The sequence below is a fragment of the Terasakiella sediminum genome (assembly GCF_033100395.1).
Lineage (GTDB): Bacteria > Pseudomonadota > Alphaproteobacteria > Rhodospirillales > Terasakiellaceae > Terasakiella.
On sequence record NZ_JAWLVJ010000002.1, the window covers coordinates 197,710 to 212,942 of the forward strand.

General features: G+C 49.5%; 16 protein-coding genes. 8 read left to right on the forward strand and 8 right to left on the reverse strand.

Annotated elements, in window-relative coordinates:
• Positions 1 to 144: 144 nt before the first annotated feature.
• The 7 genes from ptsP to RYZ26_RS02265 are packed head-to-tail and all read right to left on the reverse strand — an operon-like array spanning position 145 to position 6,243.
• Positions 145 to 1,893, reverse strand: coding sequence for a phosphoenolpyruvate--protein phosphotransferase (ptsP, locus tag RYZ26_RS02235; protein ID WP_317681510.1), 1,749 nt, complete (start codon positions 1,891 to 1,893; stop codon positions 145 to 147).
• Positions 1,880 to 2,158, reverse strand: coding sequence for an HPr family phosphocarrier protein (locus RYZ26_RS02240; protein ID WP_317681511.1), 279 nt, complete (start codon positions 2,156 to 2,158; stop codon positions 1,880 to 1,882). The genes ptsP and RYZ26_RS02240 overlap by 14 nt, the downstream gene beginning before the upstream one ends.
• Before the next feature lie 11 nt (positions 2,159 to 2,169).
• On the reverse strand, positions 2,170 to 2,571 hold the full coding sequence (locus RYZ26_RS02245; RefSeq protein ID WP_317681512.1) for a PTS sugar transporter subunit IIA: 402 nt from the start codon (positions 2,569 to 2,571) through the stop codon (positions 2,170 to 2,172).
• A gap of 50 nt (positions 2,572 to 2,621) precedes the next feature.
• Positions 2,622 to 3,473 carry an RNase adapter RapZ gene (rapZ, locus tag RYZ26_RS02250; protein WP_317681513.1) on the reverse strand — a complete coding sequence of 284 codons (852 nt, stop codon included), beginning with the start codon at positions 3,471 to 3,473 and terminating at the stop codon, positions 2,622 to 2,624.
• On the reverse strand, positions 3,470 to 3,904 hold the full coding sequence (locus tag RYZ26_RS02255; protein ID WP_317681514.1) for an HPr kinase/phosphorylase: 435 nt from the start codon (positions 3,902 to 3,904) through the stop codon (positions 3,470 to 3,472). The genes rapZ and RYZ26_RS02255 overlap by 4 nt, the downstream gene beginning before the upstream one ends.
• A complete protein-coding gene (locus RYZ26_RS02260) occupies positions 3,901 to 5,508 on the reverse strand; it encodes a stimulus-sensing domain-containing protein (RefSeq protein WP_317681515.1) in 1,608 nt (535 codons plus the stop codon). Before RYZ26_RS02260 ends, RYZ26_RS02255 begins: the two co-directional genes overlap by 4 nt.
• A gap of 21 nt (positions 5,509 to 5,529) precedes the next feature.
• Entirely contained in the window at positions 5,530 to 6,243 is a 714-nt protein-coding gene (locus RYZ26_RS02265; protein WP_317681516.1) for a response regulator transcription factor, read from the reverse strand.
• 146 nt (positions 6,244 to 6,389) lie between these two features.
• Between RYZ26_RS02265 and RYZ26_RS02270 the strand changes: the two genes are divergently transcribed.
• The 7 genes from RYZ26_RS02270 (at position 6,390) to RYZ26_RS02300 (ending at position 13,206) form a co-directional block, all read left to right on the forward strand.
• Positions 6,390 to 7,124: a HugZ family pyridoxamine 5'-phosphate oxidase gene (locus RYZ26_RS02270; protein ID WP_317681517.1), complete on the forward strand. Its 735-nt coding sequence runs from the start codon at positions 6,390 to 6,392 to the stop codon at positions 7,122 to 7,124.
• 202 nt (positions 7,125 to 7,326) lie between these two features.
• Positions 7,327 to 8,961 (forward strand): phosphoenolpyruvate carboxykinase (ATP), encoded by a 1,635-nt coding sequence (gene pckA / locus RYZ26_RS02275; RefSeq protein ID WP_317681518.1) that lies wholly within the window; start codon positions 7,327 to 7,329, stop codon positions 8,959 to 8,961.
• A 145-nt stretch (positions 8,962 to 9,106) separates the two neighbouring features.
• On the forward strand, positions 9,107 to 9,745 hold the full coding sequence (locus RYZ26_RS02280) for a hypothetical protein (RefSeq protein WP_317681519.1): 639 nt from the start codon (positions 9,107 to 9,109) through the stop codon (positions 9,743 to 9,745).
• Positions 9,746 to 9,770: 25 nt separating this feature from the next.
• Positions 9,771 to 10,535, forward strand: a complete 765-nt coding sequence (gene yaaA, locus RYZ26_RS02285; protein WP_317681520.1) for a peroxide stress protein YaaA — start codon at positions 9,771 to 9,773, stop codon at positions 10,533 to 10,535.
• A gap of 88 nt (positions 10,536 to 10,623) precedes the next feature.
• Positions 10,624 to 12,027 carry a thiamine pyridinylase gene (bcmE, locus tag RYZ26_RS02290; protein ID WP_317681521.1) on the forward strand — a complete coding sequence of 468 codons (1,404 nt, stop codon included), beginning with the start codon at positions 10,624 to 10,626 and terminating at the stop codon, positions 12,025 to 12,027.
• 154 nt (positions 12,028 to 12,181) lie between these two features.
• Entirely contained in the window at positions 12,182 to 12,775 is a 594-nt protein-coding gene (locus RYZ26_RS02295) for a hypothetical protein (protein WP_317681522.1), read from the forward strand.
• An 80-nt stretch (positions 12,776 to 12,855) separates the two neighbouring features.
• On the forward strand, positions 12,856 to 13,206 hold the full coding sequence (locus RYZ26_RS02300) for a GIY-YIG nuclease family protein (RefSeq protein ID WP_317681523.1): 351 nt from the start codon (positions 12,856 to 12,858) through the stop codon (positions 13,204 to 13,206).
• Between the two features lie 103 nt (positions 13,207 to 13,309).
• On the opposite strand, the gene RYZ26_RS02305 is transcribed toward RYZ26_RS02300, so the two are convergent.
• A complete protein-coding gene (locus RYZ26_RS02305) occupies positions 13,310 to 14,221 on the reverse strand; it encodes a glutathione S-transferase family protein (RefSeq protein WP_317681524.1) in 912 nt (303 codons plus the stop codon).
• Positions 14,222 to 14,324: 103 nt separating this feature from the next.
• Here RYZ26_RS02305 and RYZ26_RS02310 point away from each other — a divergent pair, with 103 nt between their 5' ends.
• Positions 14,325 to 15,233, forward strand: coding sequence for a LysR family transcriptional regulator (locus RYZ26_RS02310; protein WP_317681525.1), 909 nt, complete (start codon positions 14,325 to 14,327; stop codon positions 15,231 to 15,233).

Sequence of the window (15,233 nt, forward strand, 5' to 3'; positions counted from 1 at the left end):
AAACGCACGAAATTGATGAAGAAAGGAACTCATCTATATCATGACGTGAAAACCAGGGATGGATAAAACACGAAATAACATGACTTAAAATGTATGAACTGATCTTATATGCGCGTCTATTAGGGCAAATACGTAAAAGGCGGATCAGTTTTTATCAAGCAGCATGCCGATACGTTCGCTGTCGGTTTGTTCCATGATTTCTGTGGCCCGCGCGGTTTCAACCGTACCATCCATTTCCAGAAGGCGTTGTTTCACCCAGGGGATGCTGGACGCCCCCATGGAAAGGTCACGGATGCCCAGCCCAATCAGTAGCCCGGTATACTTTGGATTACCCGCAATTTCCCCGCAGACACTGATGGGGATGTTGTTTTTCTTCGCCGCCTGAGTGGTAAACTGGATCAAGCGCAGCACAGCGGGGTGCAGCGGTTCATAAAGATGGGCAACCGTTTCATCGGCCCGGTCGGTGGCGAGTGTATACATGGTCAGATCGTTCGATCCGATGGCGAAAAATTCACAGACCTGGGCGAGGCTGTCCGCCGCCAAAGCAGCACCGGGGACTTCAATCATGGCACCAAGGGGCGGAAGATATTCTGGCAGGTCAATGCCGTCATTGCGCATGCGATGCGCCACACTATGCAGGATACGCCGGGCTTGGCGCACATCATTCACGCTGGTGACCATGGGCAGCAGAATACGGATGGGTCCATGAACAGCCGCGCGCAAAATGGCGCGATATTGGGTTTCCAGCAGGTCCGGACGGTTCAGCGACAGACGAATACCACGCATACCAAGAGGCGAACAGATGCTATCGCCAAAATCTTCGATCAGGGAACGCGCCGTCTTTTCCCCGCCGATATCAAGCGTGCGCACAGTGACGGGCTTGCCGTCCATGGCGGTGACCAAAGATTTGAAGGTTTGATACTGGTCTTCTTCACTGGGCAAATCTTCGCAGTTCATATACATGAATTCACTGCGCAGCAGGCCAATGCCTTCTCCACCATTTTTCTTGACCAGATCGACTTCTAAAGGCAGTTCAACGTTCGCCATCAGGCTGACTTTCAGCCCGTCGTTGGTAATGGCCTGGCGGTCACGCAAATGATTTAGTTCGGCTAGGTTTTCCTGATTGGTTTTGGCAAGGGCCTGATAATGGTTTTTTGTTTTCTGGGTCGGATTAATGATGATCTTTCCGGCTGTGCCATCAATGATCAGTGCATCGCCGTTGGATACTTTGCCCAGAATACCTGCAATTCCCAAGACCGCCGGAATGCCAAGGGCACGTGCCATAATGGCGGTGTGGCTTTCCGGTCCGCCAAGGGCAGTACAGAAACCAAAAACCGTATCCGGGTGCATCAGCGCCGTATCTGCAGGTGTCAGTTCTTCGGCGATGACGATGGCATCTTTATCCAGGTCCTGTAGCAAGGGCGGGGCGGTGTTGCTGAGGTTGCGTAAAATACGTTCAGCGACCTGATGGATATCTGACTGACGTGATGCAATATAGGCATCATCAAGCGCTTTGAAACCCTGCACGATTTCTTGCAGTACATGCTGAACAGAACTTTCCGCATTGACCGCATTGTTCTGGATATAGGTTTCAATCCCGCGCACAAGGCGCGACCCTTTGAGCATATGGACATGCGCATCCAGCATGAAGCCAAGTTCTTCAGCGGCCGCATCCGGCAAGCCTTTGGATTTGGCTTTCAGGGCTTCCAGCTGGTCAATGGACTGGTTCAGTGCTTCTTCAAAACGTTGGATTTCGTTTTGAATCTCATCTTCCCTGATGAAATATTCAGCGATATCCACAGATCCGTTTTCACGGACCTGGGCGACACCAAATCCAATGCCCGGGGCAACACCAAGGCCCACAAGGATTTGTTCTGATTTAGTCTTCGCCAAATTTATCATTTACCAATGTTGCAATGGCATCCATGGCTTCTTCGGCACGTGGCCCGTCGGTTTTGACATCAATCGAGGTGCCGATGGAAGCTGCCAGCATCAAAAGGCCCATGATGGAATTGCCGGAAACTTCCTGTCCGCCTTTGGAGACAAGAATGGTCGTGCCTTCATATTCGGCAACGGTTTTGACAAATTTGGCAGCTGCGCGGGCATGCAGGCCGCGCTGGTTCTGGATTTCCAAGGTCTGGGAAAGGGGAGTCGTCATAGATTTGGTACTTAGTCTTGGCCCAGCAGATGTGAGGCGATGTTGATATATTTGCGACCTGCGTCCTGACCCTGTGCGGCCGTTTCTGCAAGACTTTCGTTTTTACGCACACTTGCCAGTTTCACCAGCATGGGCAGGTTGACCCCGGCGATGACTTCGACCGTGGCTTTATCCATGATGGAAATCGCAAGGTTGGAAGGAGTCCCGCCGAACATGTCGGTCAGGAGAATAACACCGTCGCCGCTGTCACAGTTGGAGACTTGTTCCAGAATGTCGCTTCTGCGTTGTTCCATATCATCATCCGGTCCAATACAGACAGATGAGACATTTTCTTGTGGGCCGACAACATGCTCTAGCGCAGCAATAAGTTCATCAGCGAGACGTCCGTGCGTAACCAGCACCATACCGATCATTCGTTCTCTTCCCCTAGGTCGTCATAAAATTGTAAGCTGGCTATCTTGGTTCAGTGAGAGCTTTTCGTCAACTCACGATGTTGCAATTGCGCATTTTCCCCGATTTTTTCCAGCCATTCATTGAGTTTTCGGGCAATGAAAACTGATCTGTGTTGCCCGCCTGTACAGCCAATGGCAATGGTCAGGTAACTTTTGCCTTCTGCGGCGTAGCGCGGAAGCAAAGGTTGAATAAGGGTTTTTAAATTCTTAAAAAAGCTGTCGAACCCTTCATCCTTGCTGACATATGCCCCGACTTTATCGTCTTCGCCTGTCAGGGCACGCAAAGACTGGTCATAATAGGGATTGCGCAGGAAACGCACGTCAAACACCAGATCAGCTTCGCGCGGGATTCCTTTTTTGAAGGAAAAAGACGTCACAAAAATGCTCAGCGGTTTTTTGTCATCTAACGAAAAATGACCCTGCAAAATACGCTTGCAGTCCTTGATCGCCATATTGGTGGTATCGATCACCAGATCGCAGCGATCCTGCAGCGGTGCAAGAATTTGGCGTTCGTGTCGAATGCCGTCTGATACCGGACGTTCATCAGCAAGCGGGTGGCGATGTCGTGTTTCTACATAACGGCGTTCAATGATTTCATCTTCGCAATCCAGAAAGACGACAGACAGATCAAGGGCTTTATCTTCTTTGATTTTATCCAGTTCCACCAGTAACGGATCAACACCAAAGCCGCGGGTGCGGATGTCGATGCCGACAGCCATGGGCTTGTCGCTGCCAACCAGTTGCGGCAACAGGGACAGCGGCACCCCGTCGATGGTTTCATAGCCCATATCTTCCAGGATTTTCAGGCTGGTTGTGATCCCGGCACCGGACAGGCCTGTTACGATTAAGATTTTCTGCATCATTCAACCCGTTCAATGTGTCCCAGTTTCACCGCAAGTGCGAGGGAGACCTTGGCCGCTGCACTTGCTTCAAAGGGATTGAGGCGCACGACAGGTAAGGTTACGTCGTCAATTTCTGTTGTTTCGTCTTCTGGCATGCGTTCCAGTTCTTGTGCTGACGACAGATCAATTACCAGTTTGATAGCTGTAGCATCCAAATGTTGCAGCTTGATGATACCCAGATGGCGCACTTCAAAAAGACCTGCGATGGTGGGGGGCGCAAAGGCGATCAGGTCTGCCCCCTTTTTCATGACTTCGACCCGGTCGTCGCTGATCAGTTGGGCGCCTTGTTCAATCAGGCGCAGGGCAAGGTCGGATTTACCCGCCCCGCTTGGGCCGCGCAAAAGGATACCTTGTTGGTCAACGGCGATGGCTGTGGCGTGAAGTTGGCTCATGTAATTGGCATGGCGACGCTAAAACGTGCCCCTTTAATGGTGTTGTTCGGACCCATGATATTTTGTGCAGCAATGGTGCCGCCATGGGCTTCGATGATTTGTTTGGAAATGGCAAGCCCCAGACCGGAATGGTTGCCGAATTCGTCTGCTTCGGGGCGTTCTGTATAAAACCGCTTAAAGATTTTTTCTTCATTGCCAGGCGGAATGCCTGGTCCTTCATCTTCTACAGCAATGGTAACGATGCTGTTTTCCAGTTTGGCCGACAAGGTAATGGTCCCGCCTTCCGGCGAGAAGGTGACCGCATTACCAATCAGGTTCTGGAAGACCTGGACCAAGCGGCTTTCCATGCCTGCGACTTTGAAGTTTGTCCCGCCATCTGTTTTCAGCACCAACTGTGGGGCGCTTGAGGTTTTGCCGTCTGCTTCCAGTGGGGTCTGGTGAATATCAACCAGGGTGTTGAGCATGGCATGCAGGTCGACGGTTTCTGATTTCGCCCGCGACATTTCAGCATCGACGCGAGATGCTTCGGAAATGTCACTGATCAGTCGATCCAAGCGTGACACATCATGCTGGATAATATCCATCAGTCGTTTTTGCGCATCCGGGTTATCCACGCGCGCGGCTGTTTCAACCGCACTGCGCATTGACGTTAGTGGATTTTTCAATTCGTGGGAAACATCAGCAGCGAAGCTTTCAATTGCATCCATCCGGTGCCAAAGCGCGTCTGTCATCTGGCGCATGGCAAGGGACAGGTCGCCGATTTCATCTTTGCGGTTTGTCAGATCCGGGATTTCATCACGCTGGTTCATCCCTTTGCGCATGGTATGGGCAGCTTTGGACAGCTTGCGCAATGGCCGGGCGATGGTTCCGGCGAAATAAAGCGACAGCAGGATGGTCACAGCAAATGAGATCAAAAAGACTTTGAAGATATGGATGCGCACGTCAAACAAGGCGGCTTCGATATCTTCTGATCCCTTGGACAGTAGCAAGGCCCCCAGCACGTGGTCTTCGCGCGTCACAGGGACAGCTACACTGGTCATGATGCCACCATCAACCGTTTCGCGGATCATGCCGCTATATTCACCTTGCAAGGCCATGACGGCTTCGGGGAAATGCTGGGCACGCTGGATGGGCGGGTCGATATAAAGCGGCAGGTCTTCTTCACCAAAAATCACACGGGAGCTAAACTCCTGTGCCAGACGCAGGCCTTTTTCAATCAGGCTTTCATCGGCATGGATGGAATTTTCAGCCGACCTTCGGATCAATTCCCCACTATCAGCCATCAGCGATCCATCCAGGGCGAACAGACGGGCACGGGTGCCTTTCTGCACCAGGCGGCGCACCATTTGGCGCGCGGCACTGAAGACCAGTTGCTTGTTTTCATTGATGTGACTGGCAGAGGCGCCTTCACCCAGGGCTGCGGCAAACATCTCGCCCTGTGTTTCAAGGCTTGTGATTTCTGAAAGGATCAGGCCGCGACGATATTCCCCCAGATAAAGGATGCCGACCACAAGAATACCAAGGGCCAGCATATTCACGGCCAGAATACGCAACGTTATGGGGGAGAACATGCGGGTAGAACGATTGCTAAGGGGAAGGTTCATTTCAATGTGGTAAAGCCCGTCTTAGGACTCTACGGTCTCCTTATAGCGATAGCCCACACCATAGAGGGTTTCGATCTGGTTGAAGTCATTATCCACCAGTTTGAATTTCTTGCGCACCCGTTTGATATGGCTGTCGATGGTGCGATCATCCACATAGATATGTTCGCCGTAAGCTGCATCAATCAACTGATCGCGGCTTTTCACGTGACCGGGGTGGCGTGCCAGCGATTCAACGATCAGGAATTCAGTTACAGTCAGATTGACATGTTCCTTTTTCCAGGCACACAGATGACGTCCTGCATCCAGCAAAAGCGGTCCGCGCTGCATGACATCTTCTGAGTTGTTGGAATTGTTCTTGTCCTGACGCATGGCATCCTGACGACGGATTAGGACGCGGATACGTTCCAGCAATAGCCGCTGGGAAAAGGGCTTGCGGATAAAGTCATCTGCGCCCATGCGCAGGCCCAAAAGCTCGTCAATCTCATCATCCTTTGACGTCAGAAAGATCACCGGAACCTGGCTTTCTTTGCGCAACTGTCCCAGCATTTCCATGCCATCCATACGTGGCATTTTGATGTCCAAAACCACAAGGTCCGGTGGATTATTCATGATCCCGGCGAGGCCTTCTTCCCCGTCGCGGTACGTGCGAACGCTATAGCCTTCGGCTTCAAGAAGGATGGAAACAGAAGTGATGATATTGCGATCATCATCCACAAGTGCAATCGTATGTGCCACGAGATTTATCCTGGGTCAGTCATTAAAAACGTTTCTGTTTAAGCGATAGCATTGCAGCAAAAATGGTTCAAGTTTCCAGATGCGATGCCGTTGTAAAAGATGTAGGATTTCTGACAATTATTTAAAGATCAAGCATGAGGATAGCCGTGAGCGATATCGAAAAACAGAGACGTGCAAATCTGGATGGCATCGATGTTGGGTTTGAATGCCGCAAGATCGCACGTGCCTGTCAAAGCGGGGCGCTGGCGACTATGGATCGGGAGGCACAGACGCCTTATGTGTCTTTTTGCGCTTTCGCCACTGATGCTTTTGGGCAACCGATTTTTCTGTTTTCCGATCTGGCAGATCACACCCAGAATATCGCTATCGATGATGGTGTCTCGTTTCTGTGCGAACAAGCCTCGCACCTTTCAAACCCGCAAGCTGGACCTCGCGTCACCCTGGTTGGGAGGGTGGAAAAAATCACGGATGACGAAATTTGCACATTATTTTTGCAGCAGCATCCATCGGCTAAAATGTATGCAGCTTTTGGTGATTTTAATTTTTATCGCCTGAACGTCGAAAAGGCGCACTATGTGGGCGGTTTTGGCCGGGCAATTTGGGTTGAACGGGAAATCTATATGGGCGACTCCGCAGCTTCCTTGAACTTTTTTAAACTGCAGGGGGAATTAATTACGCATTTGAATGCCGATTTCCCCGACCTTGCCCGTATTTGCGCAACAAAATTACTCAAACAACGGGGGAAGAATTGGCAACTGTTGCGTATTGACGCTGATGGGATGGTTCTGAAACTGGCCTCTAAAACCCTGCGCTATCCTTTTGAAAATCCGCTTAAAACTCCAGAAGAAATGCTGAATTTAGCAGCCGAAATATGTGCCTAAATTCTTAGTTGCAAAAAAAACGAAATAAAAATGCAATGAGGCGGTTGTTTTGAAGGGATTCTAGGAGTATTCTCCGCCTCACTTTAAGGCAGGGGTGCTTGCTTTTTGAGCAGTTCGTGTCGTGAAGTATTTATTAGCCGGATCATAAATCTGCTTGCGTGCAAACAGGAGTTGCAACACAAGCCCCACTAGGAGAACGACGGTGCAAAACGCTGGAGCTGTTCAAAGTAGCCCTACACAAACGACTATCGACCTATCCAAATACGGTATCGAAAACGCCCAAGAAATTGTCTACAACCCTTCTTACGACCTACTGTTTGAAGAAGAAACCAAAGCTGGTCTCGAAGGCTTTGAAAAAGGAATTGTCACCGAACTGGGTGCTGTTTCTGTGGACACGGGCATTTTTACTGGTCGCTCCCCAAAAGACAAATATATCGTTAAAGATGAGACCACCAAAGACACGGTTTGGTGGGCTGATCAGGGCAAAAACGATAACAAAGCCATCACACAAGACGTATGGAATGACCTGAAAGGTCTTGTGACAGAACAGCTGTCCGGCAAGCGTCTGTTTGTTGTTGATACTTTCTGTGGGGCAAATGAAGACACACGTTTGAAAGTGCGTTTCATCACAGAAGTTGCATGGCAGGCACACTTCGTTAAAAACATGTTCATCCGTCCAACGGACGAAGAACTGGCGTCTTACGAGCCTGACTTCATCGTTATGAATGGTGCAAAGACTGTGAACCCGAACTGGGAAGCACAAGGTCTGAACTCTGAAAACTTCGTTGCATTCAACGTGACTGAAAAAATGCAGCTGATCGGCGGCACCTGGTACGGTGGCGAGATGAAAAAAGGTATGTTCTCCATGATGAACTACCTGCTGCCCCTGCAAGGCATCGCGTCCATGCACTGCTCTGCCAACGTTGGCAAAGACGGTGACACAGCTGTCTTCTTCGGTCTTTCCGGGACTGGTAAAACAACCCTGTCTGCTGATCCAAAGCGTGAGCTGATCGGTGATGACGAACATGGCTGGGACGACAATGGCGTCTTTAACTTTGAAGGTGGTTGTTATGCGAAAACAATCAACCTGTCCAAAGAGAACGAGCCAGACATCTACAACGCAATCCGTCGTGATGCACTGCTGGAAAACGTAACTGTTTCTGAAGATGGCAAGATCGATTTTGACGACAACTCAAAAACAGAAAACACCCGTGTTTCTTATCCGATCTACCACATTGATAACATCGTCAAGCCTGTCTCTAAAGCTGGTCACGCCAAAAAAGTGATCTTCCTGACGGCTGATGCGTTCGGTGTTCTGCCTCCGGTTTCCAAACTGACGCCTGAGCAAACTCAGTATTACTTCCTGTCAGGTTTCACAGCGAAACTGGCTGGTACTGAGCGTGGTATCACAGAACCAACACCAACATTCTCTTCTTGTTTCGGTGCAGCATTCCTGACACTTCACCCAACGACTTACTCTAAAGTTCTGGTGGAACGCATGAATGCATCTGGTGCAGAAGCTTACCTGGTCAACACAGGTTGGAACGGCACTGGCAAGCGTATCTCCATTAAAGATACACGCGCAATCATTGACGGTATTCTGGATGGGTCCATTGAAGATGCAGAATTCAAAGCGCTGCCATTCTTCAATCTGGCAGTTCCTCAGTCTCTGCCAAATTGCGACCCAGGCATCATGAACCCACAAGACACATATGCTGATGTGGCCGAATGGGAAGAAAAAGCCAAGAAGCTTGCTTCTATGTTTGTTGAAAACTTCGAGCGTTTCACAGACAACGAAGAAGGTAAAAATCTGGTTGCTGCTGGTCCGGCACTTTAAGTCAGACACCAGACTTTCTTTAAAGGCGCCCTGCATGGAAATGTGCAGGGCGTTTTTTTTATACGCCCTTGCACGCAATGGATGTTCTTGAAAAATATTATAAAATCTGTAAGTATATACGGATAACTACGTACATGAGAAAAGAATGAAAAGCAGGGTCAAAACCCTAGAGGTCACAAAGAGCTATATCGACGCTTTTAATCGCCGGGACTTGAAAACTATCGAAGAGATGTTGTGTCCCGATGATGTCTGTTTTGTGCGTCAAAGCCAGCCGACCATTGTGGGCGTGAACCAGATCATGCATCGCTGCATCGGCACCTTTGAACGGCTCGACCGTCAGGGCCATCAGCTGCATATGATAAATGCCATTATTGATTTCAAGAATACCAAGGCGCATCCCTGTATGCTGGGGATCATGGATGGGGAAAGGTTTTCTGTGGCCATTCTGGATGTGAAGGTCAATGGCAAAATCTCTAATATCTCAATCCTGATGACCAAGGATACGCTCAATAGCGCACGCCCGACCGAACCGTTGGCTCAGGAAGAGATTGCCGAACTGCATGCCATGAAACCGCAACTGAGCGAAGAAGAACTTCAGGAACGCAGGAAAGGCCTGGAAGTCAAAGCGATGAAGCTTAAAAAGCGGTTCGAAGAAGAAGGCCCAACGCAGGAACTTTTGGGTAAGCTGGAACGTCTGCAGGACGCCCAGCACAAACAGAAACAATTAGAAGAAGACCTGAGACTTGCAAAAATGATGAAAGCCGATAATTTAGAAGAAGTCTAAAGATTTTTCTAATTAGGATTCATTTATGTTCTGCGTTGTCTCGCCTGCCAAAAAACTCGATTACGATACCCCGGCCCCTGCATTGGATCATACCGGTCCGGTCTTTCTGGATGATACGGTCGAGCTTTCAAAGACAACCAAAAACCTGAGCCGCGCCGACCTGTCACGTCTGATGAAAATCAGCGACAAACTGGCCGATCTGAACCATGCGCGTTTCCAGGGCTTTTCCGTTCCTTTCGATACGGAAAATGCCAAACAGGCGGCCCTTGCCTTTAGCGGGGATACCTATGTGGGGCTGGATGCAAAGACCTTGGATAAGGATGACTTTGCTTTCGCCCAGGATCATTTTGGTATTCTGTCCGGCTTTTATGGTCTGTTGCGCCCCCTTGATCTGATGCAACCCTATCGTCTGGAAATGGGGACCCGTTTGGAAAACCCGCGCGGCAATAATCTTTATGAGTTCTGGGGAAGCCAAATTGCAGAACGGATTAACGAGATGAACGGTGATGGTGCGTTGATTAACTGTGCATCCAACGAATATTTCAAGGCTGTCGATAAAAAAGCATTGAAAGGCGAGGTCATCACTCCGGTCTTTAAAGAAATCAAATCCGGTGTGGCCAAGACCATTGGCCTGATGGCAAAACGCGCGCGTGGTACAATGGCGCGCTACATCATCCAGAACCGCATTGACCAGCCTGAAGCCATCAAAGATTTCACGGAAAGCGGCTATGTCTATCGCGAAGACTTATCGAGAGGCAACGACTGGGTCTTTACGGCGGAGCGTGAATAGCATCGTAACCCCTGCTACCTTGAAAGCTCTTATAAAGCGTGTAATACTCAATCAATAAATCAAAAAGATGTTGATTGGGAGGTCGGTAATGACAGGGAAGATCAAACAGGGCGTGTTTGCCCTGCTCGGGCTCATGATGGTCGCGGCCGTAGCTGTACCCGCTTATGCAGCCAATTCAAGCCTAACCGTGGGGCTTTATCCATGGGTGCCCAGAATTGAACAGTTTCAGGATTCCATCCGGGAAAATTGGTCGAAAGTCCAACCCGATGTGGAATTGGTGTTCCTGACATCTGAAGAATGGGACGGGGGCTATCACATGAACCCGCCATCCAATGCGGATGTTTATGTGATGGACGCCATGTTCCTGAACTATTTCAACAGCATTGGCTCGGTTGAAACGCTTGCCGCAAATGAAGTCAGCAACCCGCAGGATTTCTTTTCTTACGCCATTGACGGGGTGAAGAACCCGGATGGGACTTATCTGGCCGTGCCTATGCTGGGCTGCGCCAATATCATCTTCTATCACAAGGATGACACGGCGATTGCGAATGCAAATACACAGACGGAACTGCGTCAAACGCTGAATACTTGCACCTACACCAGCATGATCCCGCCGGATGCACGCGGCTTGATGATTGATATGCAGGGGGCTTCCACCGCGGCCTGTCGTTATATTGAGTCAGAGGCCGGTATTCAGAACACCTGGCCCATCAGCCTGCCCGAAGAAATTGATCCGACCGCCATGGGTTTTCTGAAAAACATGATGAATATGGCGAGCTTTGAAAACGCCACTGAAGCCGGTGACAACACCTATAACCGGGGCACCTGGTACAGCGAAGGTTATGGCCGGATTTTTGTGGGTTATACGGAAACTTTTTCTGCCATGGATGCCGCTACCCGCGCAGACACCCATATCAAACCGTTCCCGGCTTCTGATAACGCGGATGCACCAACCATGTTTTATTCCGATCTGATCGCGGTGAACCCATCTGCCAATGGGCGCGGCAACCGGGCTTTGGCAGTGCAATTGTCCAACGTGATTGCCGATAGTCAGACGATTATCGACAGTATCGGCCCCGGCGATGGGTCAGCCTATCCACAGTATTTGATGCCTGTGCGCCCCAGCGTATTTGATGAACTCAGCCAGACCTTCCCGAAGTATCAGGAAATGAAGGAAATGGTGGAAAACTCCAACGCGACGCTTTTTGCACTGGATTCAAATTCACGCAATTGGTTTGACGCCATGCAAGATCAGATTTTGGCAGGCACGCGGGAGAATTACCCGTGCGGCTGCGATATTCAGGCGACACAAAGCATTCCCGATAACAGTCAGGCACCTGCCATCTGCAACCAAACTTGTGCCGATCATGGCGGCTGGAACGGCCAATGGACCAACCAGTACCCGGCCGCACAGGAAGGCTCCGTCTGCGGCTGTAACACTTGTCCGGTGAGTACGTCTTTGGATAAAACACCAAGGGCGAATGATAACTAGGCTTACACTTAAAACTGTCGCCCCGCACATAAACCCGCCACCCCGCACGTGTTGCGGGGCGATGGGGAAGGGCAGGAGCTCTGGCATCCACCCATTATCCCGCAACAGGTGCGGGATGACGGTTTTTGTTTTAACTTGAAGGATAAAAATAAGAATGAATGAACGTCAGCGGTATGAGTTTTTTCTTGAGAAGACGAAGGATATTCCGAGAAATAGTAATGAAGGTCTTGATCAAATTGTTTACTTTGCTGAAAAACTTCAGATACCAGAAATAGGTAAAGTTGGCATTAATTGGGCGAGTGTTAACAGCACCATAAGAAACTTGGAAAGAGCGGAGAAACGATTGGCTGCCCATTTTGAAGTTGTTGAATTTATGGAAAGCGGTTCTTTAACTGTTGATGGCCCTTGGCGAGATCGTTTGTTCACTTATGTTGAACATATCAAGACAACTGTTCGAAACAATATTCCAGATAGCCCAAAGAAAGAAGCTATTCTAAAGAAAATTCAGCTTCTTGAAGAGGAATTGAATACGGAAAAAATAAAGCTGGAACGTATCGGTGACTTGTGGCTCACAGTCACGAGCTATGTTGGCGAAGGTGCAAAGAATCTTCTGCCAGTAGGCACTTTGCTTGGAAAAATGAACAATGCCCTCAGTAAAGCTGATGAGGAGGCGGAAGAGCAAAAGAAGATGTTGCCGCCACCTGATGACGTCGGCCTCGATGAAATAGACGATGAGGCGGCCGAATAAAACCATCCGTCACCCCGCACGCGTTGCGGGGCAATGGGGAAGGGCAGGAGCTCCGGCGTCCAACCATTATCCCGCAACATGTGCGGGATGACGGTTTTCTTGGTAAGAAAAATGCATCAGACCTTTTCATAGATGGCACTATGAAAAGGTTTTTTGTTTATATGCTTTGTAATCGCCCGTTTGGTTCCCTCTATGTCGGTGTGACATCGGATTTGGTAAAACGTGCCTATGAACATCGATCAAAAGCAGTTGAGGGATATACCAAACAAAAGGATATCCATCGTCTAGTTTATTACGAGACGTTTGATCGCGCCGAAGACGCCATTTCGCATGAGAAAAAGCTTAAAAGATGGAAGCGTGACTGGAAATTTAATTTAATCGCCCGGGCCAATCCGCATTGGGATGATTTATATCCTCAATTGTTCAAATAAATCCGTCACCCCGCACTCGTTGCGGGGCAATGGGAAAGGGCAGGAGCTCCGGCGTCCCACCATTATCCCGCAACGGGTGCGGGATGACGATAAAGGGTGAAAACTATCCCCGTCCATGCGGTGACATAAAATCAATTTCCGGCCCCACGGGTATGATGCCTGTGGGGTTGATGGTTTTGTGGCTGCCGTAATAATGCGTTTTGATGTGATCCATATCCAGAGTCTCAGCCACACCTTCAACCTGATAGAGTTCACGCAGGTAGCTCCAGATGTTGGGATAGTCGATGATGCGTTTTTTGTTGCATTTGAAATGCCCGACATAGACCGCATCAAACCGCACGAGTGTAGTGAACAAACGCCAGTCGGCTTCGGTGATCTGATCGCCGACCAGATAGCGGTTTTCAGATAAGATTTCTTCCACACGGTCCAGGGCATTGAACAGGTTGGTGTAAGCTTCTTCATAGGCTTCCTGGGTTGTCGCAAAGCCGGTTTTATAGACGCCGTTGTTGATGTTGTTATAAATCAAAGTGTTGATCTCATCGATTTGGGGACGTAGATGTTCTGGATAGTAGTCCGTACCATGCTCGCCAAATTCAGAATTAAGCATGCGGATGATTTCCGCGCTTTCATTACTGACAATTTGGTCGGTCTGTTTATCCCATAGGATGGGCACGGTGACGCGGGTGGTGATATGGGGATCAACCGATGTATAGATGGTATGAAGCGGATCGCCGTTGGGTAAAATCCATCCCTTATCGCCCATGAGGGCTTGCACAATGACAACATCAATGGCGTTTTCCAGTCCTTTTAATTTGCGAAAGATCAGTGTGCGGTGCGCCCAGGGACAAGCCAGTGACACATAAAGGCGATAGCGCCCGATATCCGGTGTAAAGCCTGTGGAACCATCAGCTTTGATCCAGTTTCTGAACTGGCTTTCCTGACGTTTGAATTTTCCGCCGGATGTCTTGGTGTCATACCATTGGTCCTGCCATGTGCCGTCTACCAGTAATCCCATAAGTCGATCTTTCATTTTGAATTTGTGATGGTTGTAGGATGCACTGTTTTCTGTATAGTGATAATGATGTTTTTTTGAAAATATTTGTTTCACGAGGCGAACAATGAATAATCTGACAGGGATGATGGTTTTTGCCCAGGTGGTCCAGTCCGGCAGCTTTTCCAAGGCCGCAGATGCGCTGGGTATGTCGAAATCCTCGGTCAGTAAAAAGGTCACGTATCTGGAAGACCGCCTTGGTGTTCGCCTGCTCAACCGCACCACTCGGAAGCTGAGCCTGACCGAGATCGGGCAGGTGTTTTATGAACGCTGTGAACGCATCATGAGTGAGGCCGAGGAAGCCGAACTTGCCATTACACGCCTTCAGGATGAACCACGCGGGCATTTAAAAATCAGTGCGCCCATGAGCTTTGGGATCAAACATCTGGGCAAGCCGCTTGCGACCTTTATGGGGCAGTATGATGACCTGAGCGTGGATGTGTCTTTGAACGACCGTTTTGTTGATATTGTGGATGAAGGGTTTGATATGGCGATCCGCATCGGGCGCTTGCCGGATTCATCATTGATTGCCAAAAAAATCGGATCATCCCGCCTGATGATTGCGGCATCACCTGATTATCTGGATAAACATGGCCGCCCGACCCATCCGCGTGAACTGGAAAATCACCGCTGTATTGGCTATACGCTGTCGCGCGATGTGGGCTATTGGCATTTTCAGGAAAATGGCAAGGACCTAAGCGTCAAAATTGATGGTTATATCAAGATGAACAATGGTGACCTGGGGCGTCATATGACTTTGGCGGGTGCTGGTGTGGGTGTATCGCCTGCCTTTATTATTGGACCCGATGTAGCAGATGGCAATCTGGAACTGATCCTTGAAGACTATGAGCCAGAACCTGTGAATATCTATGCGGTCTATCCCCATAACCGACATCTATCCGCCAAGGTGCGCCTGTTTGTGGATTTCCTGAAAAGCTGGTTTGACCAATGCCCATCCTGGGATACCAAATTATAA

What these genes read in the sequence shown, in the direction of transcription:
- bcmE (WP_317681521.1), top strand. Translation starts at nt 10,624, where the DNA reads ATGACAGGGAAGATCAAACAGGGCGTGTTTGCCCTGCTCGGGCTCATG.
- RYZ26_RS02260 (WP_317681515.1), bottom strand. Translation starts at nt 5,508, where the DNA reads ATGAACCTTCCCCTTAGCAATCGTTCTACCCGCATGTTCTCCCCCATA.
- rapZ (WP_317681513.1), bottom strand. Translation starts at nt 3,473, where the DNA reads ATGATGCAGAAAATCTTAATCGTAACAGGCCTGTCCGGTGCCGGGATC.
- RYZ26_RS02305 (WP_317681524.1), bottom strand. Translation starts at nt 14,221, where the DNA reads ATGGGATTACTGGTAGACGGCACATGGCAGGACCAATGGTATGACACC.
- RYZ26_RS02295 (WP_317681522.1), top strand. Translation starts at nt 12,182, where the DNA reads ATGAATGAACGTCAGCGGTATGAGTTTTTTCTTGAGAAGACGAAGGAT.
- RYZ26_RS02310 (WP_317681525.1), top strand. Translation starts at nt 14,325, where the DNA reads ATGAATAATCTGACAGGGATGATGGTTTTTGCCCAGGTGGTCCAGTCC.
- yaaA (WP_317681520.1), top strand. Translation starts at nt 9,771, where the DNA reads ATGTTCTGCGTTGTCTCGCCTGCCAAAAAACTCGATTACGATACCCCG.
- RYZ26_RS02240 (WP_317681511.1), bottom strand. Translation starts at nt 2,158, where the DNA reads ATGACGACTCCCCTTTCCCAGACCTTGGAAATCCAGAACCAGCGCGGC.
- RYZ26_RS02255 (WP_317681514.1), bottom strand. Translation starts at nt 3,904, where the DNA reads ATGAGCCAACTTCACGCCACAGCCATCGCCGTTGACCAACAAGGTATC.
- RYZ26_RS02245 (WP_317681512.1), bottom strand. Translation starts at nt 2,571, where the DNA reads ATGATCGGTATGGTGCTGGTTACGCACGGACGTCTCGCTGATGAACTT.
- RYZ26_RS02280 (WP_317681519.1), top strand. Translation starts at nt 9,107, where the DNA reads ATGAAAAGCAGGGTCAAAACCCTAGAGGTCACAAAGAGCTATATCGAC.